The sequence below is a fragment of the Chryseomicrobium imtechense genome (assembly GCF_041475995.1).
In the GTDB taxonomy this organism is placed as follows: domain Bacteria; phylum Bacillota; class Bacilli; order Bacillales_A; family Planococcaceae; genus Chryseomicrobium; species Chryseomicrobium aureum.
In genome coordinates this window covers 1-20,643 of sequence record NZ_JBGOBM010000007.1, presented here as the reverse complement: position 1 = coordinate 20,643, position 20,643 = coordinate 1, and the positions used below count along the sequence as shown (strand labels likewise).

23 protein-coding genes and 2 pseudogenes are annotated in these 20,643 nt (G+C 39.8%); 18 read left to right on the top strand and 7 right to left on the bottom strand.

Annotation, left to right across the window (positions count from 1 at the left end):
- Positions 1-246: 246 nt before the first annotated feature.
- A complete protein-coding gene (locus AB5N96_RS08420; RefSeq protein WP_204591598.1) occupies positions 247-513 on the bottom strand; it encodes a DUF3055 domain-containing protein in 267 nt (88 codons plus the stop codon).
- Positions 514-587: 74 nt separating this feature from the next.
- Between AB5N96_RS08420 and AB5N96_RS08415 the strand changes: the two genes are divergently transcribed.
- Positions 588-1,049 (top strand): DUF86 domain-containing protein, encoded by a 462-nt coding sequence (locus AB5N96_RS08415; RefSeq protein ID WP_204591602.1) that lies wholly within the window; start codon positions 588-590, stop codon positions 1,047-1,049.
- Positions 1,036-1,800, top strand: coding sequence for an HAD-IIA family hydrolase (locus AB5N96_RS08410; protein ID WP_499705243.1), 765 nt, complete (start codon positions 1,036-1,038; stop codon positions 1,798-1,800). Before AB5N96_RS08415 ends, AB5N96_RS08410 begins: the two co-directional genes overlap by 14 nt.
- A 52-nt stretch (positions 1,801-1,852) precedes the next feature.
- On the opposite strand, the gene AB5N96_RS08405 is transcribed toward AB5N96_RS08410, so the two are convergent.
- Entirely contained in the window at positions 1,853-2,089 is a 237-nt protein-coding gene (locus tag AB5N96_RS08405) for a YuzB family protein (RefSeq protein ID WP_499705242.1), read from the bottom strand.
- 126 nt (positions 2,090-2,215) lie between these two features.
- Here AB5N96_RS08405 and AB5N96_RS08400 point away from each other — a divergent pair, with 126 nt between their 5' ends.
- On the top strand, positions 2,216-3,283 hold the full coding sequence (locus AB5N96_RS08400; protein WP_499705241.1) for an NAD(P)/FAD-dependent oxidoreductase: 1,068 nt from the start codon (positions 2,216-2,218) through the stop codon (positions 3,281-3,283).
- 246 nt (positions 3,284-3,529) lie between these two features.
- Here the strand turns inward: AB5N96_RS08400 and AB5N96_RS08395 are convergent, their stop codons facing one another.
- The gene (locus AB5N96_RS08395; RefSeq protein WP_392454189.1) at positions 3,530-3,853 is read right to left on the bottom strand and encodes a YuzD family protein; all 324 of its coding nucleotides are present in this window, start codon (positions 3,851-3,853) and stop codon (positions 3,530-3,532) included.
- 79 nt (positions 3,854-3,932) lie between these two features.
- On the opposite strand from AB5N96_RS08395, the gene AB5N96_RS08390 reads away from it, so the two are divergent.
- From AB5N96_RS08390 to AB5N96_RS08375, 4 genes are all read left to right on the top strand, one after another.
- Positions 3,933-4,166: a NifU family protein gene (locus AB5N96_RS08390; protein ID WP_100353777.1), complete on the top strand. Its 234-nt coding sequence runs from the start codon at positions 3,933-3,935 to the stop codon at positions 4,164-4,166.
- A 68-nt stretch (positions 4,167-4,234) separates the two neighbouring features.
- A complete protein-coding gene (locus AB5N96_RS08385) occupies positions 4,235-4,597 on the top strand; it encodes a HesB/IscA family protein (RefSeq protein ID WP_499705305.1) in 363 nt (120 codons plus the stop codon).
- A 347-nt stretch (positions 4,598-4,944) separates the two neighbouring features.
- On the top strand, positions 4,945-6,159 hold the full coding sequence (locus AB5N96_RS08380; protein ID WP_204591646.1) for an NAD(P)/FAD-dependent oxidoreductase: 1,215 nt from the start codon (positions 4,945-4,947) through the stop codon (positions 6,157-6,159).
- A 104-nt stretch (positions 6,160-6,263) separates the two neighbouring features.
- Complete coding sequence (locus AB5N96_RS08375) at positions 6,264-7,511, top strand: IS91 family transposase (RefSeq protein WP_420837252.1); 1,248 nt, start codon at positions 6,264-6,266, stop codon at positions 7,509-7,511.
- Positions 7,512-7,759: 248 nt separating this feature from the next.
- Here the strand turns inward: AB5N96_RS08375 and AB5N96_RS08370 are convergent.
- A pseudogene (locus tag AB5N96_RS08370) lies at positions 7,760-7,846 on the bottom strand (GNAT family N-acetyltransferase); the annotation flags it as partial.
- A gap of 760 nt (positions 7,847-8,606) precedes the next feature.
- Here AB5N96_RS08370 and AB5N96_RS08365 point away from each other — a divergent pair.
- Together AB5N96_RS08365 and AB5N96_RS08360 are read left to right on the top strand one after the other, a co-directional pair.
- On the top strand, positions 8,607-9,563 hold the full coding sequence (locus AB5N96_RS08365; RefSeq protein ID WP_101803592.1) for a calcium/sodium antiporter: 957 nt from the start codon (positions 8,607-8,609) through the stop codon (positions 9,561-9,563).
- Positions 9,564-9,871: 308 nt separating this feature from the next.
- On the top strand, positions 9,872-10,900 hold the full coding sequence (locus AB5N96_RS08360) for an FUSC family protein (protein ID WP_233208670.1): 1,029 nt from the start codon (positions 9,872-9,874) through the stop codon (positions 10,898-10,900).
- Between the two features lie 81 nt (positions 10,901-10,981).
- Here AB5N96_RS08360 and AB5N96_RS08355 read toward each other — a convergent pair whose 3' ends face one another.
- Positions 10,982-11,341: a hypothetical protein gene (locus tag AB5N96_RS08355; RefSeq protein ID WP_204591650.1), complete on the bottom strand. Its 360-nt coding sequence runs from the start codon at positions 11,339-11,341 to the stop codon at positions 10,982-10,984.
- Positions 11,342-11,353: 12 nt separating this feature from the next.
- Here AB5N96_RS08355 and AB5N96_RS08350 point away from each other — a divergent pair, with 12 nt between their 5' ends.
- Positions 11,354-12,880 (top strand): SIR2 family protein, encoded by a 1,527-nt coding sequence (locus AB5N96_RS08350; protein WP_499705240.1) that lies wholly within the window; start codon positions 11,354-11,356, stop codon positions 12,878-12,880.
- Between the two features lie 427 nt (positions 12,881-13,307).
- On the opposite strand, the pseudogene AB5N96_RS08345 reads toward AB5N96_RS08350, so the two are convergent.
- A pseudogene (locus tag AB5N96_RS08345) lies at positions 13,308-13,817 on the bottom strand (IS110 family RNA-guided transposase); the annotation flags it as partial.
- A gap of 296 nt (positions 13,818-14,113) precedes the next feature.
- Here AB5N96_RS08345 and AB5N96_RS08340 point away from each other — a divergent pair.
- The 4 genes from AB5N96_RS08340 (at position 14,114) to AB5N96_RS08325 (ending at position 15,938) form a co-directional block, all read left to right on the top strand.
- Positions 14,114-14,764, top strand: a complete 651-nt coding sequence (locus AB5N96_RS08340) for a hypothetical protein (protein WP_499705239.1) — start codon at positions 14,114-14,116, stop codon at positions 14,762-14,764.
- Between the two features lies 1 nt (position 14,765).
- Positions 14,766-15,275, top strand: a complete 510-nt coding sequence (locus AB5N96_RS08335; RefSeq protein WP_204591846.1) for an NUDIX domain-containing protein — start codon at positions 14,766-14,768, stop codon at positions 15,273-15,275.
- Between the two features lie 118 nt (positions 15,276-15,393).
- The gene (locus tag AB5N96_RS08330) at positions 15,394-15,519 is read left to right on the top strand and encodes a YuiA family protein (protein ID WP_165767574.1); all 126 of its coding nucleotides are present in this window, start codon (positions 15,394-15,396) and stop codon (positions 15,517-15,519) included.
- Positions 15,520-15,614: 95 nt separating this feature from the next.
- Entirely contained in the window at positions 15,615-15,938 is a 324-nt protein-coding gene (locus tag AB5N96_RS08325; protein WP_204591842.1) for a YuiB family protein, read from the top strand.
- Between the two features lie 241 nt (positions 15,939-16,179).
- Here the strand turns inward: AB5N96_RS08325 and AB5N96_RS08320 are convergent, their stop codons facing one another.
- Positions 16,180-16,656 carry a divergent PAP2 family protein gene (locus AB5N96_RS08320; protein ID WP_499705238.1) on the bottom strand — a complete coding sequence of 159 codons (477 nt, stop codon included), beginning with the start codon at positions 16,654-16,656 and terminating at the stop codon, positions 16,180-16,182.
- 110 nt (positions 16,657-16,766) lie between these two features.
- Between AB5N96_RS08320 and AB5N96_RS08315 the strand changes: the two genes are divergently transcribed.
- The 4 genes from AB5N96_RS08315 (at position 16,767) to AB5N96_RS08300 (ending at position 20,232) form a co-directional block, all read left to right on the top strand.
- Entirely contained in the window at positions 16,767-18,269 is a 1,503-nt protein-coding gene (locus AB5N96_RS08315; RefSeq protein ID WP_392454181.1) for a leucyl aminopeptidase, read from the top strand.
- Between the two features lie 216 nt (positions 18,270-18,485).
- Positions 18,486-18,947: a hypothetical protein gene (locus tag AB5N96_RS08310; RefSeq protein WP_499705237.1), complete on the top strand. Its 462-nt coding sequence runs from the start codon at positions 18,486-18,488 to the stop codon at positions 18,945-18,947.
- 139 nt (positions 18,948-19,086) lie between these two features.
- A complete protein-coding gene (locus AB5N96_RS08305) occupies positions 19,087-19,548 on the top strand; it encodes a hypothetical protein (protein ID WP_499705236.1) in 462 nt (153 codons plus the stop codon).
- A gap of 216 nt (positions 19,549-19,764) precedes the next feature.
- On the top strand, positions 19,765-20,232 hold the full coding sequence (locus AB5N96_RS08300) for an ankyrin repeat domain-containing protein (RefSeq protein WP_499705235.1): 468 nt from the start codon (positions 19,765-19,767) through the stop codon (positions 20,230-20,232).
- Positions 20,233-20,643: the final 411 nt, after the last annotated feature.

Sequence of the window (20,643 nt, the reverse complement as noted above, 5' to 3'; positions counted from 1 at the left end):
GAACAAACTATGGTCGTTAAATGAGTGCTCTCGGTCGCTAATGGGCATCACTCGGGCGTTAAATGCAGAAGTCCCAAGCCCTTACTAGTAAGAACTTGAGAAATTAAGAAGAATCGCGATGGGGCCGCTCGAATTTGAGCGGCCCCATTCCTTTTCATTCGTATTTTGATCTTGAAAGCAATCCTTGTAAGATGAATCTAAATCATTTCATACGAATGTAAGGTGGCGTTCTCCACATCTAAAAACTTAATTCAGAAGTTCCCGCAAATACTCGCGAAGCTCCTCTGCTTCCTCTGGATTTCGGTTAAATGCGTGCTCCAGATAGCCTTCTTCTTCCACATCATCCGCGCCGATAATAGCCATCCGGTTGAATTGGATATCCATTACTAAAACTTTCCCGAAAAAGCGTGTGCTCTGCAGAATTGCTAAATCGTAACGCTGCGTTTCTCCTGTAAAACTCACAAAGCGAGTCTTTGTATCTTCGACATCGTCATATAAATAAAAACGTTCCATGCTGTTCACCTCAAGTTCTTGTCAATCCTATGGTACTATAGAGGTGAAACGTATTCAAACAGGAGGAACTGCTTATGTATTTTGTCGACCGGAAACGGATTGAATTCATTGCCACTCACCTTGAAGAGTTGGTTGCAGTCTATCAAAACAAACACCAATGGTCTAGTTACCCAGAAAGCCAATTGATTCTGGAGCGTATTGCAAGCTCTTCCATCGAATCAGTCCTCGATATTGGAAATGCAATGATTGACGGCTTCATCATGCGCGACCCAGGTAGTTACGACGACATCATCGACATTTTAGTAGATGAAAAAGTTGTACCTGCTGATATGGAAAAGGGATTGAAAGAAATCGTTGCCCTTCGTAAAAATGTAGTGCGCGACTATTTTGCAGTGAATGCAGAAGAAGTGACAGCTGTTTTAGATCGACAGCTCGGGACACTCGTCGAATTTCCTAACCACGTCAGAAAGTATTTAGTGAATGAACTTGGCCCTGTTTCGGCATTTTTACCGGAGGACTCGAATGTTCAATTATAAAATTGTCTGTCTTGATCTAGATGGAACGGTCTATAAAGGCGCTGAGCCGATTCCAGAAGCGGTCACGTTCATTCGTGCGATGCAGCAAAAAGGGATTGAGCCGTTTTATATTACAAATAATGCGTCTATGACACGAACTGAGATTAAAGAAAAACTTAGAGGGTTCGGCGTCGAAACAACCGAGCGTCAGATTTACACGTCGGGAATGGCTGCTGCTCATTTCGTCAAACGTGATTTTCCGGAGGCGAGTGTGTATGTTATTGGTACGGACGCACTTCGCGATGAGTTGACTGCTGCTGGTCTGCAGTTGACGGAGCGGAATGCAGATGCTGTCGTGATGGGAATTGACCGAGGTATCACATATGATAAACTCGCTCAAGCTTGTCTTGAAGTCCGAGCCGGTGCTACGCTCATTGCGACGAATCCAGATCATGCTTTCCCGTCACACCAAGGATTTCTTCCGGGAAATGGTGCGTTTGTGCGATTGGTCGAATATTCGACAGAGACTAACGCTATCTTTTGTGGGAAACCGTCACCCATTATGCTGGAGTTGATTCAGAAGGCGAAGGGTGCTGCTCGTGAAGAGATGGTGCTGATTGGTGATAACATGAAGACAGATTTACTAGCAGGTGTTGATTTCGGAATTGCGACGATTCACGTCAATTCCGGAGTGGACCGTCCGGAAACTATCCGTGAGCAAGGTATGAAGATAACACAATTTGTTGATAAGATGACCGATTTATTGGCATAAAAAAATCAGTAGCCCTCGAGACAGTCGTCAAGAGATGCTACTGATTTGTTGTTTAAAATAATGGATTTTCTTCTATATAGGTATAGATATTGTCTATCAGTTCCTGAGGTGTTTCGCCACGAATGATGTCCCCGTTAACTACTGCAAATAATGTGTCCGCACAGATTGTACAATTACTTGTACAGCCATATTCAAGAACATCTAAATTGGGGTCCTTTTCAAGCGTTTCAAACGCCTCTTGAGCACCGTTTACAATATTACTAATACAAAACTCCACCATGGGATTCATCGATATCACCTCGCTACAAGTTGATGCTACTGCATTTTTTCAAACGCGTCAATTCCTGCGTCTTATTGTGAAATGTCTCACAATCCATTATACTTAAACTGACAATGCATGCAGAGGAGTTTTCATATGCAAAAATTAGTACTGCTTGGAGGCGGATATGGAAATATGCGTATTTTATTGCGCTTGCTTCCGAATAATCTTCCGTCCGATGTAAAAATCACATTGATCGACCGCACATCTTTTCATAGCTTAAAAACAGAATTTTATGCACTAGCAGCAGGAACGGTATCAGATCACGCGGTGCGTGTATCGTTTCCAATTAGTGAGAAGCTGAACATCAAGCACGGGGAAGTTGTTGAGATCGACACGGAAAACAAAGAAGTGTTGCTTGAAGGCGGAGAAGCTGTAAAGTATGACGATTTAGTCGTCGGCCTAGGTTGTGAAGACAAATACCACGGCGTACCAGGAGCTGCTGAATACACGATGAGTATTCAAACAATCGGCAAGTCTCGCCAGACGTACAACGTTCTTGGTGACCTTCCTTCTAATTCAGTAGTTGGAATCGTCGGAGCAGGTTTAAGTGGAATTGAATTGGCTTCAGAGCTTCGTGAGTCTCGTCCGGATCTACGCATCAAATTGTTTGATCGCAGTCCGCGTATTCTTCGCGATTTCCCAGAACGTCTAAGTAATTACGTAAAGAAATGGTTCGACGAAAACGATGTAGAAGTCATCAGCAACTCGAACATCACGAAAGTGGAAGAGAAGATGCTGCACAACCACGATGAAACAATTCCAGTCGATGCCGTTGTTTGGACAGCCGGTATTCAACCAGTTGCGCCAGTACGTGCATTACCGGGTGAAAAAGATTCGTCGGGTCGCGTTATCTTATCTCCACATCATCATCTACCACTAGATGAGCACGTGTATATTGTAGGAGACTGTGCGTCACTACCATTCGCGCCGAGCGCTCAACTAGCAGAAGAACAAGCGGAACAAATCGTGAACGTTTTGAAAGCAAAATGGAACGGCGACACGCTTCCTGCAAAGCTCCCAGATATCAAGTTAAAAGGATTTATGGGATCCCTAGGGAAGAAACAAGGTTTCGCATATCTTGCAGACATGTCCGTAACAGGCCGCATCGCGCGTCTGATGAAATCCGGTCTGCTTTGGTACTACAAAAAGCATAATGGTTGATTAGGCCAAGGGACGTTGTGTATGCAACGTTTCTTGGTTTTTTTATGAAGTCTTCCCTGGGAAGCTAAATTAGTTTCCATAAAACGACTTCGGTAGAATAAATTGCGATCTGGGTAGAACAAATCAGGGTTAGTGTAGAACAAATCCCCCATTCATCCGATGAACGACCGCTCAGCCCCCATAAAAACAAAAACTGAGCCCATAAAACAAGCTCAGCCACCACAAACTTATTACATCCCATCACACTTACTCAGCCGTCACGTACCCATGCTGCTCTAAAGCTGAATACACAGGCTTTAACTGGATGTAGCCTTCACCAATGACTTCATCTTCGATCGTCACAAGTGGGTAAAACAATTCATCGTTTTGAATCTGCTCAATGTACTCCGCATCCACGTCTCGCTCCGACGTTTTTTCAATATCTACATAGCGGAACTGAATCTTGTGCCCATCAAACTTACGAGCAATCGCAGCTTCCAACCATTCATACGTATCTTTTGACGAAGGTGCATTTACACAGCTCGCACAGATGACATCTGCGCCATACACCGTTAACGTAATTTCTTTCATTCTCCCCAACCCCAATTTCTTTATTGGATTTTTTTGTTCTATCCAATTATAATAGGGATAGTGAAAGGAGTCGAAAGAAATGACTGATACGATGAATGAACAAGTTCAAGAAGTACTCGATAAATTACGCCCATTCTTACTCCGAGACGGTGGAGATTGTGAATTAGTAGATGTTGAAGACGGTATCGTGAAATTGCGTCTCCTCGGTGCTTGTGGGACATGCCCAAGTTCAACAATCACATTAAAAGCTGGTATCGAGCGCGCCCTACTCGAAGAAGTACCAGGTGTAGTAGAAGTTGAACAAGTATTTTAAGTAACACACCGAGACAAGGCGCAGGCCTTGTCTTTTTCGTTTAATTCAAGGGAAGGTGGGAACGAATGATGACACATGTAGTCGATATTACAGAAGCAGCAGCATTCCGCATCAAAGAAATGATGGAACATAACGAAGAACAAGGTGCTTTTCTACGTGTATCCGTTAACGGTGGGGGATGCAGTGGCCTCTCTTACGGAATGAGTTTCACACACGAAAAAGCAGCAGATGATCGCGAAGATAACCAACACGATATTCAAATCGTTGTAGCGGAAGAAGACGCGGGCATTTTACAAGGAACGAAGATTGATTATAAGCAATCGCTCATGGGTGGCGGCTTCACCATCGATAACCCGAATGCTATTGCAAACTGCGGATGTGGCTCTTCATTCCGCACAGCTACAAAACAAGGAACACCTGAAAACTGTTAATCTAAGTATTACTGGCTTGGTTAACATACAAGACATAAAAGTGATCAGGGGTGACTCCAGCGGGATAAAAAAGCGGAAGCTGAGACCTTGGCTCAGCCCGCGCCCGCGGAACGCTTCCCCTGATCACCCTACACTCTATTTAAGGAAGTTTCTCGATTAGGAGAAGCTTTCTTTTTGTTTTTAAGCATATGTTATTTTTCTATGAGTTTTTGCATAATTGAAAACGTTTCATTCGATACAAGTATTCATTGAACTTCTATTCTAAAAGGGCTAATATAGAAAGTAAGTGTTTGCACCCGTCAAGGGGCAAATAAGTGAAAATATAACTAAGAGGTGGTAGCGGTACCATGAAAAGAGCGAAGATTCTCATTCTAGGCGCAGGCTATGGCGGACTTTCAACTGCCGTAAATTTACAAAAAAAATTAAATGCAAATGATGCAGATATCACATTGATTAACAAAAATGATTATCACTATGAGTCGACTTGGTTACACGAGGCGGCAGCTGGAACGCTATCTCCTGAAGATGTACGTTATGACATCAAAAGCGTACTAAATGGCGACAGAGTACAATTCGTTCAAGCAGCAGTAACAGGCATCGACGTTAATGCACGCAAAGTAACAACAGATAAAGGCGAGCACACATATGACTACTTAGTCATTGGACTTGGCTTTGAAGGCGAGACATTCGGTATCGAAGGTCTTGATAAATATGCACTTTCTATTGCAAACGTTGGAGCAGCGCGTCAAATTCGTGAGCACATCGAATACCAATTCGCTATGTGGTCTCAAGACGAAGTAAAAGACGACAGCCGTTTGACAATCGTTGTAGGCGGAGCTGGTTTCACAGGAATCGAATTCTTAGGTGAGCTAGGAAACCGTGTTCCAGAGCTTTGCAAAGAATTTGATGTACCACAAGAAAAAGTACGCGTTCTTTGTGTAGAGGCTGCGCCAATGGTTCTTCCTGGATTTGATCCAGAATTAGTGGACTATGCAGTGCGTCACTTAGAGTCTAAAGGAATTGAATTCTCAATTGGAACTCCAGTTGTGCAAGCAACTCCTGAAGGTGTAAAAATCAAAACGGGTGAAGAGTCATTTGATTTCGTTAAAGCTGGTACAGTTGTTTGGGCTGCAGGTGTTCGCGGAAACCGTTTAATCGAAACTTCTGGTATCGAAAACATGCGTGCTCGTGTCAAAGTTGAAAAAGACATGCGTGCACCTGGCTTCCCAGACGTATTCATCGTTGGAGATTGCGCACTTATGATCAACGAAGAAGTGAACCGTCCATACCCACCAACAGCACAAATTGCGATGCAACAGGCAGAAACAATTGCACAAAACCTTATTGCACTTATGAAGAACGAAGATACACATGCATTCGTTCCTCAGTTAAAAGGTTCTGTATGTTCACTGGGTGAGCACGATGCGATTGGAGATGTAATGGGCCGTAAGATTACAGGTACAAAAGCTTCCATCATGAAAAAAATCATCGACAACCGTGCTTTATACATGATTGGTGGAGCACCACTTGTTATGAAAAAAGGAAAATTTAACTTACTATAATCTAACCTCTCAAACAGTCGCAGAAATGCGGCTGTTTTTTTGAAAGATAAGAAAGTATATAATTTTTAGTGCCATGAACCCAGTGTTCATGGTATTTTCTATTTATGGAGACAAATATTCTGAAACTAATTTTCTTTGATTGCAATCGTCACTGGGAGAAGTTTTTGAACAAGAACGGAAGACGAATCAGACCGGTGGTCTTAAAAGAGATAAAGAGGTTCCAAGGGTGCGGAAAGATAGTCAACGGATTCAAACTGTTTGTCTGTGAAGGCTGTAATAATACGAAGAAGGTTGCGTATCGCTGCAAAGGAAGATTTTGCACGACATGCTCAGTTGGTGAGAGTGAGGAATGGAGCCGGATCTTAGCGAATGAAGTGATACAGGTGAACCATCGCCATGTGATCTTCACAATCGATGAAGGCCTGCGCGATGTGTTCCTATTACACCGGCACCTGCTCAAAGAGATGATGGATGAGGCTGCCCGACTCCTCAAAGAATTCTTCTGGAAGAAGGCGAAGCTAGAGCCAGGAATCATTTCGGGGCTCCATACATTTGGTTCTCGGGTCAACTTCAACCCTCATGTCCATATGCTCGTCACGATGGGTGGCATCAATTCTAAGGGAGAATATGTGAACTATGATTTCCTGCCTTTTGCGATGTTGAGAAAACAGTGGCAGACAGTGGTATTAAAATTGATTCGTAAGAATCTGAGTCCGAAAGAAAAGAAGCAAGTCCAATCCAGATTACAGGCCGCCTACAACAACAATGGAGACGGTTTCTATGTCCATGCCCCAAAGCAGAAGGGGAAGATTCAAGAACAGTTGCGCTATATTGGTCGTTATATGCGACGACCAGCGATCGGTCTCAATCGTGTTGTGGCATATGATGGTGAGATGGTCACTTTCACATATAAGGACAAGACCGACGGTCTTGAGAAGACGGAAATCGTGACAGCCGAAGAGTTTATCACAAGGTTGATCAGACATATCCCAGATGAGCAGTTTAAGACAATCCGACATTACGGCATGTATTCAAGAAGACGGAAGGCGAAAGTTAAAGCACTGCTTACAAAATGGCAGAAACAGGTCAAACAATGGTTTGTGAAGACGGGAGCGAAGCTCCGTAGACGAAACTGGCGTGAGAAGTTCTTGGTCAACAATCAGTCAGATCCTTTGGTGTGCCCAAAGTGCGAGAACCATTTCGTGTTCAAGGGAGAGGTCTGTCTACAGGATGGTCTACTGACGATTCGGATTGCCCTATGCGATAATACAAGGAACTACTTAGAGAGGGTGATCAGCTATCTCACCAGTCAGCAAGGTCAGAAAGAAAAAGAAAAAAGCCAGTTCGCCTAAGGCGAGACCAGCTAAAGTGAAATATATCTGTCTACTCTGTGAGACGACCGAACTTATACCATACGATGTGGTCCGAGAGATGGACCGCATGGATCAAGGTGGTGACCAGAGCGTCGCCCCTATGTTTGAATGTGAGCATTGTGGTGCCAGTATGTATCCGGAATCGTACATCGGTATATCTGGGATACACTATAAATTCTCGGATATGAAGTAAATCAAAAAGGTCCGGCCAGGTTTATCGGCCGGATTTTCTTATTTAATAAAGCATCCATATGCTCTTTTGACTTCATTTCTTCAACTGGAAAATACTGATTTAATTTTTCATACCAATTCATAATTTGTCTCCTTTATTTTTCAAATGCCCTGCTGATTTTGTTTCTGGAGTCTTAATGGGTTTGCCATTCTGGAGTTTAATATAGAGGTAAATATGGAGTATCAAAATCTTAGCTTTAAGTTTAAATTTAAATTTAAATTTTTTAGCCACAAAACAAAAAGAACGCATATTCTTATCGAACTTGCGTCGTTAATAAGTATATCATATTAAAAATCACTTTACACTTTACTAGATTCTACGCGGTCCAGCACAACATCAGAGAAATGTTAAAACTTTTTGAAGTAATTCTATTTATATACTTACCTTCCGCAAATTATAATCGACGCCTATATCTTCATCTCATAATATAGCGTGAATATGTATAAACATTCCTCTATTTACTAAAATTTCACGCATACTTGAAATTTACAATTGTACTATGATTGCATAACAACTAGTGGGATTTCGGGAAATGCAATTTACATAATAAAAGAAAAATTATGTTAAAATGGTTCTTTATATAGGATTAGTTCAAAAATAGCCATTTTTTAGGTTGAAATAGTTCGGTTAATATTATCTTTATTAATATATTAAAAGAACGGAGGACAATAATGGATGAATTGACTGATGCCCCGTAATCCCACAGATAAAAAATAATGGAGCCGTATTCGTCAATCATTGTGACGGCTTTTTATGGTTTTCACCCTAGTTTGAAGGGTATTGGCATAGAAGAGAGTAAAGTCGATTAAATGTCTTTAGTATAGGAAGGAAGTGAGCAACAATTGACTTATCTTTTATTATTGGTAGGATTTGCTCTTTTAGTTAAGGGAGCTGATTATTTTGTGGAAGGCGCTTCAAAAATAGCGCAAAGCTTGAGGGTGTCGCCTTTATTGATCGGCTTGACGATTGTCGCATTCGGTACAAGCGCGCCGGAAGCGTCGGTCAGTTTTATCGCAGCGTTCGAAGGAAACAGTGATGTGGCGATCGGGAACGTCGTCGGCAGTAACATCTTCAACATCACTTTCATCTTAGGGGTGACAGCCCTCGTTTTCCCTCTGCTGGTCCAGAGTGAGACGATCCGGAAAGAAATTCCCTTCGCCTTACTGGGCTCCGTTGCCTTGCTGCTGCTCATCAGCGACATTCAACTTCAGGCGTTGGACAGCAATCTCATCACAAGAACAGAAGGCATTATGCTGCTGCTATTCTTCGCGGTTTTCCTTTACTATATCTTCGAAGTGGCAAGGAAAGATCGCCTGAACACAGAAGAAAATCCCGTTGACTCGGCGAACATATCCAAGTTGAAAAACTCGCTCTTAACAATCGGCGGACTTGCCGGCATCGTGTTCGGCGGCACCCTCGTCGTCGACAACAGTATCGAGATCGCTCTTGCACTCGGTATGAGCGAGACTTTGGTCGGCTTAACGATAGTTGCCGTAGGTACTTCGCTTCCTGAGCTCGTCACCTCTGTAACCGCAGCTTTGAAGAAGCAGGTGGACATTGCTCTGGGGAATATCATCGGCAGTAATATCTTCAACATTTTCTTCATCTTAGGAACCTCAGCAGCCATCAGTCCTTTAACTGTCGATTCGAAGATATTTTCGGATGTATGGCTGATGATCGGTGTGACAGTCCTTGTGATGATCCTTGCGAGAACCAAGTACAAGATTTCAAGGATCGAAGGTTCGGTTTTAGCCGTCATTTATATCGTTTATGTCGTTTATATTATTTTGAGAAATTAAACGGCAGAGTTATAGATAGGGGCTGTCCCAAAAGGTCGTGAAAATGACTTTCAGGGGCTGTCCCTTTTTACATTCAAATGATAATGGATTCACCATGCATTTAATTTAAAGAAATGAAAGTGCGTGTGACAGAGGGAGGATTCGAATAAAACCGATTCACTTTTGACATAATGTCTATCGCAATTTAAAGTTTAATTAGACATCATTATATTCACTGGATAATATTTATCTAATGAAATCTGGTGAGAGTAAACGATCCTGGAGACTGGAAATGCATTTCTCCAGTTCTTTATTATCTGAAGGGAGAAATGGATATCACTTTTGGTCCTCGCATTTTTAAAACTGGCGTAGCAGTTATAATTGCCATATACATATGTGGATTTTTCGGATTGGACAACATTGCGTTTGCAGCTGTTGCAGCTATTTTAGCTGTACAGCCATCGCTATACCGGACTTGGAAGCACTTGCCTGATCAATTGATCACAAATACGCTGGGTGCATCCATCTCGTTGTTTTTCATCTATTTTTTAGGCGAAAATCCTATCACCATCGGTTTAGTTATCATGATCATGATTTCATTAAGCTTGAAATTAAAAATGGATAGCACAATTCCGCTAACTCTTGTAACGGTAGCTGCGATCATGACTTCCGGTGCAGGTGAGGATTTGTACTTTGCCCTGGAAAGATTTTCGGTTATTTTAATAGGAACGATTTCTGCTATATTAGTTAATCTCGTTGTTTTTCCACCGAAATATAAAAAGAGCTTTTCAACTAACATCCACTCAGCTTTTCAGCAAATGTCATTATTATTAAGGACTGCAATTTCAAATGAGCTGACAGAAGGTTCCTATCAGGATCTTTCCCGTAACTTTAAGAAAGAACTTGAAAACTTAGTGGAGCAATTCAAATTGTTTGATGAGGAAAGAATCAAGTTCGGAAAATCACGAACAAAGCAATTGAATGACAGGGAAATGATTGTTTTCAGGCAGATGCTGAAGACATTAGAAGAAGGGAATCAGCTTCTCGAAAAAATTGATGACCACTACTTTCAGAGTAAGTCTGAAAAAAGCGTCAATCAGTTATTTGATCAGTACCTGGAAGAATTGATTAAATATCACGAGTATCTATTTTTGAAATATCAAGGCAAGATCAAAGAATTTCAGCATTCAGACGCAGATATGTTAAACCGAAGAAACGAATTTTATGATTCAGTGCTTTCCCTGTCTAAAGAAAACCAGGAGAAAAACATTCGATTAATGATTGTAGCATCCGCTCTTTTTGACTATACATTCCATCTCCACCGCCTGGATCAGCTGCTGAACCAGTCGCAAAAATAAGGTAAATAATTTATTTAGTCCGGATTGAGTAAAAGGAATAATAAGGAGCAGTGCCAGGGAAGTTACTGGCGCTGCTCCTTTCTAATTTATCTTCCCCAACTCATCCAACAGCGCTCTCCGTTTCGGATACATGAACTGCAGCTCTTCAATCAACCCTGCCGCTGATTCTGTAAGATGTTCCACAAACTCCCGCTCAAAATAATCAAGCCCGCGGTTATAAAGCTTCGCCGGCACCTGTTTTTTCAGATTGCTTAAGTTTATGAGAATTCCTCCTGGGTTGATGATAACGTGTTGAGGTGTGGGGTTGAATAGGGAGTTCTTTTGGGGAGGATGACGGTCTATAGGGAAGAAAATATCTTCTATTAGGTTGCGGCTGCATATGCGGGGGGCATTTCTGTGAATTTCATGTGTTTTTGAGGGGTTTAGGGTAGCTTTCTGCATAGGCGTGAATTCTTGAAACCACTACTAAATAAAGCTGATGCTCTCCCGTTCCTTTTTATTGGATCTGGTTTTTCAAGAAGGTATTTAAATATTCCTACTTGGGAAGACTTACTTAGACATATAGCCACAATTACATATGATGATAAATATGGATTCATCAGGGCAGAGAATGAGGCTTCAAAAAAATATAATAAAGACTCAAATTACAATAAGTACATGACTTACTTGTGTGATATTATCTCAGATGATTTGGACAAAACTTGGTATACAAGCGACAAATTCAAAGATAATAGGAATAAATATGAGGACTTAATCCTTCATCAACATGTACCACCTATAAAAATCGAGATTTCTGAGTACATAAATAGTTTCAGTGAATACCTACCTGGTATAGAACAAGAATTAGAGTCTCTAAATAAATTATCGACACACTCCATTTCTGGTTTAATTACTACTAATTATGACAATCTTCTCGAACGAATATTCGGTTATGAAACTTATACTTCTCAAGAGGAAATTTTATTTCACTCAAAATATGATGTGGGGGAAATATACAAGATTCATGGTAGTAGTACCTTCCCTGAATCTATCTTAATTAGTACAGCTGACTATTTGAAAATTGAAGAAAAGCACAAATATATTTCTGCAAAACTTTTAACTATTTTCTTAGAACACCCTATATTTTTTATAGGTTATTCTATTGGAGATGAAGATATACGTAGCATTTTAAATGATATTCAAATTTGTTTAAATACTGAACAATTAAAAGAAATAGCTAATAGATTATTTTATGTGGTATGGGATCCAGATGAAGAATTCTATAGAGAGTCAAAGTATACTATTACTTTTGATTCTGGAAAGTCTTTAACCATCAGGCAAATAGTTTTAGGTAATTATTCTTTTTTATACGATGAATTAGCACAAAATAAATCAAAATATCCGATTAAAATGCTGCGACATGTAAAAGAAGATATGTATAATTTACTACTTACAAACGACCCCGACCAAAGAATGATGTTATCTTTACCCTCTGATAATATGACTGCTGAAGAATTAAAAAAAATTGAATTTGTTTATGGTTTTGGAATGATGGAACGAGCAAAAAATGGATATAGAATAGTTTCAACTGATGAAATAGATAATGGAAATTTTCATAATGATTTATTAGTAGCTGAAACACTCCCGTATGCTTTGAGCAAGAGTGGAGGTTTCTTACCTACTAGAAAATATACTTCTCAATTTAATTTTGATGAATTACCAGAAGCAGTAAAAAATAATTGTTTACGTTTTAACTCAATACAAAAAATCTTATCACATTCACTTTGGCTGAAAAAATCACGTTTATCTCATGATAAAACATTTGAAGAAGCCTTAAATGGTAATGAAAAAAATATAAATTTAGCATTGGTAAACTACACAAAAAACAGTATTGAAGATTTAGGAGGCTATCTAAAAACAGCTTTAAAAGAAAAGAATTATAAAACAAACACTGATTTAAGAAGGCTTATTAGAATCTATGACTTTGTTAAATATTCATAATAAAAGTGACATCAAAGTAGTTTCAGCATTTGATGCCATAACATTCTAGACAAGAGGAGCTTCGGCTACTCTTTTTTTATGCACTCACTTTATTTTAAAAGTAGAAGGTAAGCGAGGGTGTAATTAGTATTGGTATTCCTCTATTGCTACAACCAATCGTATACTTATAGAAAGTGTCTACAAACGAAGTCTTCAATTTTAATTTTCTTTGGAGTGTGCGTTTACAAGATATGTATTAAATAAATGCTGATTTTCAACAAGCCCAGTGGTAATATGTCAACCGTAAAAAATGAGTGAATTGGAAATTCTTTAATGCGCTTTTCAAAATCCAGCTCTTTTCAGGCATGACAAATAGACCTCTCATTTTTTCGTTTTAAAAAGAAAAAAATGGAAGTTTTTTTAAGGGCTAAAGATTGGAGGTCTTCGATCAACCTCTCCTCTCAGGTGGTGTGTACATCTGGTTCGTGCGCAGTAGCGAGTGCACGAGCCGTACCAGTTTTCTTGCGGTCAAGACGAGAGCACGTTTGTGTTTGTGTTTCGGTACTTCTGCGTGTTTCTTCTGATAGAAATCACGATATTCGCTATCGTAGCGACGGACAGACTCGGCTGCCTGGACAAGATAGTACCTGAGGTACTTGTTCCCAGTGCGCATCCGGCTCGTGTTCTCCGCCTCATACTCACCTGACTGGTTCTGGTTCCACACAAGACCTGCGTATTTCGCAAGCGCGTGATGGTCCTTGAAACGCCGGATGTCGCCAATCTCAGCGATCAGCCCGGCCGCATAGACGGGGCCTATGCCTTTTACCGATGTCAGTGTCTGGGGGATGCCCTTCATCAGCCTTTCGATCTCTGCGTCGAGCCTCTTCACCTGGGACTCCATGTGACGGATCGTGCTGAGTATCACGGAGAGCGTGATGTTGACCGGGTCCTGGAGCGCCTGTATTTCGCAATTGAAAAGTAAACCACTTTCGCAATCATTAAGTAAGCCACTAAAAATTCACTGTATCCTTGAAACGTACAAGTGGGCTTTATTTGGAGAAGTGAGCATGATAGCGTAGTATAAGGCGTGAAACTATGTGGCAAGCCTTTCACGAGAGATTCATGCTCACAGAGGCTCCATGTCAAGCCTATTAACACATAAAATCAATTACAGCTCGCGTGCACAGAGTGGCAAACAATTTGAGTAGCTTTTTGGCTTACTTTTCAGTTGCGAAATACATAAGAAGACTCTTTATGAAAACACCAGATCAAGACATACTAGAAGAAATCGAGAAAGAACATGCAGAAGTAGCTTCAACGATTGTGAGTAAGGATTTATATTTCTCATGGTTCAGTCTGGAGGACTGTAGAAACCGTGGTATGGAAGTACATGTGGCAAAGAGTATTGAATCTATCATTAGACTCATAGCTAAGCGACCTCCTAACAATCCAGTATCACGTATCAAATACATGAATACGGTAAAGATGGTAAGTGAACTGCTTCGTAGCACTGTCACTGCATCGGACCACGAGAAGGTTATTCGTCATTTAAATGGGTTGATACAGGTCTCTAGGCAACATAAATATCACTTAGAAGATGGAGACACAAAGGAGTGCTGGATATATGAAATGCACAAAGACTTTGTTCAAGATAAATTCGATATTGATGGGTTAGGAAGAAACTTCGTAAAGTACTTCATCAACTCTAAAAGTCGAAGAAGCGTAGCAGACAAGGTCCGTGAAGAGTTTCCTGATTGGGATGCCGTCTTCCAGTTGAGTGAGACGAAAAAAACGCGTGCAAAGAGCGTGCCAGTATGGGAACGCGCAATGCCAAAGGAACCTACACGAAAAGGACCTTCGGTATTTGTTCTTTTCAGGTATACTAAAAAGCAAGGAGGGGAATAAGATGTCACGTAAAGAGAGAGGCAATGTCTGGTTAGGCGTTGCGGGAATAGTTGTAAACTCGAGAGGGGAATGGCTCGTCGTGCAAAAACGCTACGGGGGGTTAAATGGCAAATGGTCATTGCCTGCAGGGTTTGTTGAAGGAAATGAGACAGTCGATCGCGCTGTTTTACGAGAAATCAAAGAAGAGACCGGAATCGATGCGAGAGTCATTCAGTTGGTTGGATTCCGTAGTGGGGTCATCCGTGAAAAAATCAGCGACAATATGGCAATCTTCTTCTTAAAGCCAAAAGATGATCACCAATTACCAGATCCACAGCTTGAAGAGTTATACGAAGCACGATGGATGTCCCCTGCACAATTACTTGAAGATGAACGCACTACATCCATGATAAAACTTTTTTTGAAGGTCAACCAAGACGCAGGATTTGAGACGCGCGAGGGATTAGATCCAGGACCTATTTTCGGCTATAGCAGTTATAAGCTTTTTACGGCTTCCGATCACCACGAATGACACATTTTCGCTACATTTAAATTGAATAGTCAAAAAACTCTCTTGAATCTCTTTACACGTTTTTGCATATATGATATATTATCAGAAAATTAAAACTTAAAACAAGGGAGTTTTTCATATGACACAATTTAAAAAACCAGCAAATCCAACACACTGCCCATATTGCAAAGGGAATGGTTATTTCCAACTTCGACTTGGTGGATCAGAGACATGCACAGTATGCCAAGGGTCTGGAAAAAAGTAATCAAGTTTTGACAATCACGTGAATGAAAGCAAGGTTCATTGAAAAGCCCTGTCTCTTCGAGTACACTTAAACAAGATGACACGGAGGGACAAATTATGGACTTTTCATTGCCGCAGCTGATTATTTCAGCGATGCTTTTTATTGTTATGTTTTTCGGAATTGGCTTCTTACTAAATATGCTTTTGCGCATGACGTGGTTTATGGCAATCGTGTACCCGATTGTTGTAATTTTGATCATAGACGATGTAGGCTTCTTTGATTATATAACGGCACCAGGTACAGCATTTCCAGCACTTATCACTAAAATCTCAAATCTGCATGTAGCGGATTATGTGATTTTAGGTGGGGGATTGGTTGGGGCGATTATTGCAGGCTTAGTGAGTCGTTACTTGCGTAAAAATGGCTATCAGATGTTTTAAAAATAGTATTTACACAAAGAAAATCAGTATCTTCTCTTGGTAATCACAGGAGAAAATACTGATTTTTTTTATAATTTATTCCGTTACGGGGCCGCTTTCCGTGGGCGCGGCGCGAGCCTCCTCGTCCCTACGCTCCTGTGGGGTCTCGCGTTCCGACTTTAATCCCACTGGAGTCAACCCCTGCACTCTTAAAAAAGTGTAAATAGGTATCTAGATTTGAATAAGAATTTAGAAGATTCGTTTACAAAAGTAATGTATAAAGAATAACAGAGATAGCGACACCGGTTAGTGCCCCCATAAACACTTCAATAGGCTTATGCCCGAGAAGTGTCTTCAACTCCTCAATTTTTTCTTCTTCTTTTTTCTTCTGCCAATCTTTCGTTTGTTCCAAGAAATGATGCAAATCAGCGCGTAGTTGATTAATGATGATGGCTTGTTGACCAGCATGGAAGCGAACGCCCGTTGCATCAAACATTACGATGACTGCAAAAATTGCTGAGATGCCGAACATCGTTGAATCCAAGCCTTCTTCAAAAGCAACAGCTGTTGTTAGTGCTGTTACAGCGGCGGAGTGAGAGCTCGGCATTCCTCCAGTCGAAGTAAATAAGGCAAAATCGACTTTTTTAGATACCAAAAAATGAATCGGAATTTTTACAAACTGAGCGAAAAAAATCGCAAAGAGGGCTGTCCATAATGGGATGTTTTGAAAAAGTTCCATGATTTATCGCTCCTTCGACCGTTTCTACTTGTAGTATAGCACAAGAAAATTGGCGACAGCCAAATAGAATCGGTATAATAGAAACGGAATACACAAAGGAGGAATGGTTTGTGATTATTTTAACAAATGAAGTAAATTTAGGTGAAATTCAATACGAAACGTTAATCGTAGGATTGAGCACGCATACGGAGCAAGTTGAAGGTTGGGATGCTTTCACTTCAACGTTTGGGGCTCAAATTACAGAATTAATCAAATCAAAAGATCTTTCTACAAAAGAAAAGGAATTGACGACGTTTCACGTGACGACAGATTCATCTGTGAAGCGCATTATCTTCGTTGGAATTGGCAATCGTAAAAAATTGACGGAAGAAAGTCTTCGTCAATCGTTTGGTCGTATCGGGAAAACATTAGTGAAAAAGGGATACTCAGAAGTTTCGGTTTTACTTCCATCTTTTGTTAACGAAGAAATCTCAGAATATGATGTTGCATTTCTAGCAGGAGAAGGGCTTGGTCTTGGGACATATCAAGTCGTCGACTACAAAACGACCGTGCATGATACAGATTTTGATTTAGCTGCAGTAGAGCTTTTAAGCCAAGCGGACGAACAAGAAATCGTATCCTATTTTGAAGTGGGTCTTGTCTACTCAGAAGCTGTGAATGAAGCCCGCACACTTGTGAATATGCCAGGTAACATCCTCACAGCAACTGAATTAGGAGAGTATGCACGTGAACTGGGAGAAGAGTTTGGATTTGAGACACACATTCTAGGGAAATCCGAAATTGAAGAATTAGGAATGGGTGCACTTCTCGCAGTCAATCAAGGGTCTCAAGAAGAACCACGTCTCATTGTCTTGAAACATCAAGTGACAGAGAACTGGGAAGACCCAATTGCATTAGTCGGAAAAGGAATCACATTCGATACGGGTGGTTATTCACTTAAACCGAAAGATGGTATTGTCGGTATGAAAGGCGATATGGGCGGAGCAGCAGCAGTACTTGGAGCAATGCGCATTATCGGTGAAACCAAACCAAACAAGAACGTAATCGCAGTTATTGCATCTACGGATAACATGGTATCAGGTAATGCCTTCAAGCCAGATGACGTTATTACTTCTATGAGCGGCAAGACAATTGAAATCTTAAATACAGATGCAGAAGGGCGCCTTGTTTTAGCGGACGCTGTAACGTACGCGAAACAACAAGGAGCAACGGCAATTGTAGACGTAGCAACACTTACTGGCGGAGTTATTGTAGCGCTTGGAATGGATAAGACAGGAGCCCTTACGAACGATGAGGCCTTGTTCGAAGAGTTTATGGAAGCGTCTATCGAGACAGGTGAATTTGTGTGGCGATTACCGCTAACAGAAAACGATAAAAAACGTATTCGTAAATCAGATGTCGCGGATTTGAATAACTCACCAGGTCGTGATGGTCATATGATCTTCGGTGGAGGCTTTGTAGGGGAATTTGCAGAAGACACACCTTGGATTCATCTAGACATCGCAGGAACGTCTGGGTCACCTTCTGAGCATGATTTAGGGCCTAAAGGTGGAACAGGTGCAATGGTGCGCACATTAGCATCCTTTGTAGAACGACTTGCTGAGCAAGACTAATTACTTGCATATAAAAAAGAGCAGCCCTAGAGCTGCTCTTCACAGACTGCAGACAAACTCAATATTTCCTGAGTTCGTATGCAGTCTTTTTTCAAGTATTAAAAGGACTAAAGCACATGAAACCGGTTTTATTCAAGAATTCTGAGATGAAAATAAGAAATTCTCCCTGAATATCAATACATGTGATAATAATAAAGTAGGAGGGTAAAATCTTATATGGAGTTCACATCAATGAGTTTTTTTTCAGAGGTAAACTGCAGGTTTTCAATTAGTTATAAAGTTAATCTAGAAATACGAAATGCTTTAAATGAACAAGTTAAATCGGAATTGAATCTCCCTTCAAAAGAAGAAGGATTTGAGTACATCAATCTGATGGTTACAACAAATTCTAGTACTCACGCTGTTGAGGTGAAAGGACCTGAATTTGATAGAAGGGAAAAGGTCATTACTTGGAATCTATGGTTGCCATATGAGGAAATCACATCTGCACCTAGTCAAGAAGCTCCCTATATAAAATTCTACTTTGATGCATTAGTAATTTTGTTAGAGAGATATGGTATTTCTGAGGAGCGCCTGAGATCTATTCAGAAAGAAATCGAACAAAAGGTGATCGGTAATAGCGAATATAAATATATAGATATTAAGTTCAATTATAAGCCTTCGGATTTTGATTCTTAAGTAAACATATGTGAAAATCTTGAACGGTTAAGCGCCGTTTAAGGTTCTTTACATCATGAATAAAACAATATAATTTAGTTGGTAAAAATTATTCCCTAAAATAATTTGGGTGTAAAAAGATCGGAGGCTTTACAGTTGGATGGAATTTCTATCAAGTAGTTTATATTCAGAAATAAACTGTAGCTTTTCAATTAGTCATAAAATTGATTTGGAAATTAGAAGTGCCTTAAATAAAAAAATCATTTCGGAGCTGAAGCTAACATCAAAAGAACAGGAGTTTAAATACATCAATCTTATGGTAACAACCAATAGTACTACCAATAAAGTTGAAGTAAAAGGACCATATTTCAATCGTAAGAATGAAATAATCAATTGGGAGCTTTGGTTACCATTTAAAGAAATCACAAGTACTGCTAGTCAAGAAATTCCTTACTTAAAATTTTATTTTGATGCATTAGTGATGCTATTTGAGAAATACGAAGTAGAAGAAGATCAAATAAGATCAATTCAAAAAGAAATTTCAGAAAAAGTAATCGGCAATAAGGAATATGAATTTAAAGAAGAAACTCTTGACTACGATTTTTCAGATTTTGATTTTTAAGTGGAAATACTTATCTACCTTGAAAAGTTAAACGCCTTTCAAGGTTTTTCACTTTATACATTCAGCATTATACTTTAATTGATGAAAAATCACTTTAATATGATTATAAGAGATTATTTCTAAATGATTTAAAGAATAATTTTATTTTTCTATCAAATTGAAGATCCCAAGTCAAATAGAAGTCACAGATTTGAGAAGAAGAGGAGGAAATAAAAAATGAACGAATTATTTAAAGCTATTTTACACAAAGATGTATCTTTATTAAATCAAGTGCTAAATTCGGGGTATAATGTAAATGACCAAGATGAAGATGGTCGAACAGCTTTAATGGAAGCGATAATCGAAGGAGATAAGGAAATTGTAAAACTACTTCTTGAACATGGTGCTGATGTTAATAGACAGGATTATATAGCGGAAATATCAGCCTTGCACTTTGCCGTGCAAGCCAATTCTTATGAACTTGTTAAGTTATTATTAGACAACCATGCTGAGATTGAGATAGAAGATGTAAATGGAAACACACCATTATCAGACGCCGTATTTTATTCAAAGGGTAAAGGAGAAATAATCAAACTTTTGCTAGAACATGGAGCGGATAAGAATAAACAAAACAAACATGGTGTTTCACCACTAAGCTTAGCAGAAAGCATAGGAAACTATAATGTCGTCAAATTCTTAGAGTGAAAACTCCTTTAATCTAAGTATAATTAGACAATCTTGTTATAGAAGGTAACTTAATTTTAAGATTGTCATTATTTAAGAATCAATTGGATAATGACAATCTTTTAAATATAACAAAAAAAAGCTATAGAAGTAAATGCATTTTTACGACTAAAACTCTCTAAGCACACACACATATATATTAGAAAAAATATGAAAATTAATCGAAAAAATGAGTATAAAATTAATAGTTGAAGATATTTTATATCTGAGAGACAAGTTTAATCTCTTTAGTTACCGGTGGTCTTAATCATTATGGTAGTGTTTCATCAAACAGGTAGTTAAATCTAGTATAAAAGTAAGCGTCAAATAGTGCACACATTCTAATAGAAGAAAATTCATGAGATACTCCTCCCACAAATGAAATTTGGGAGG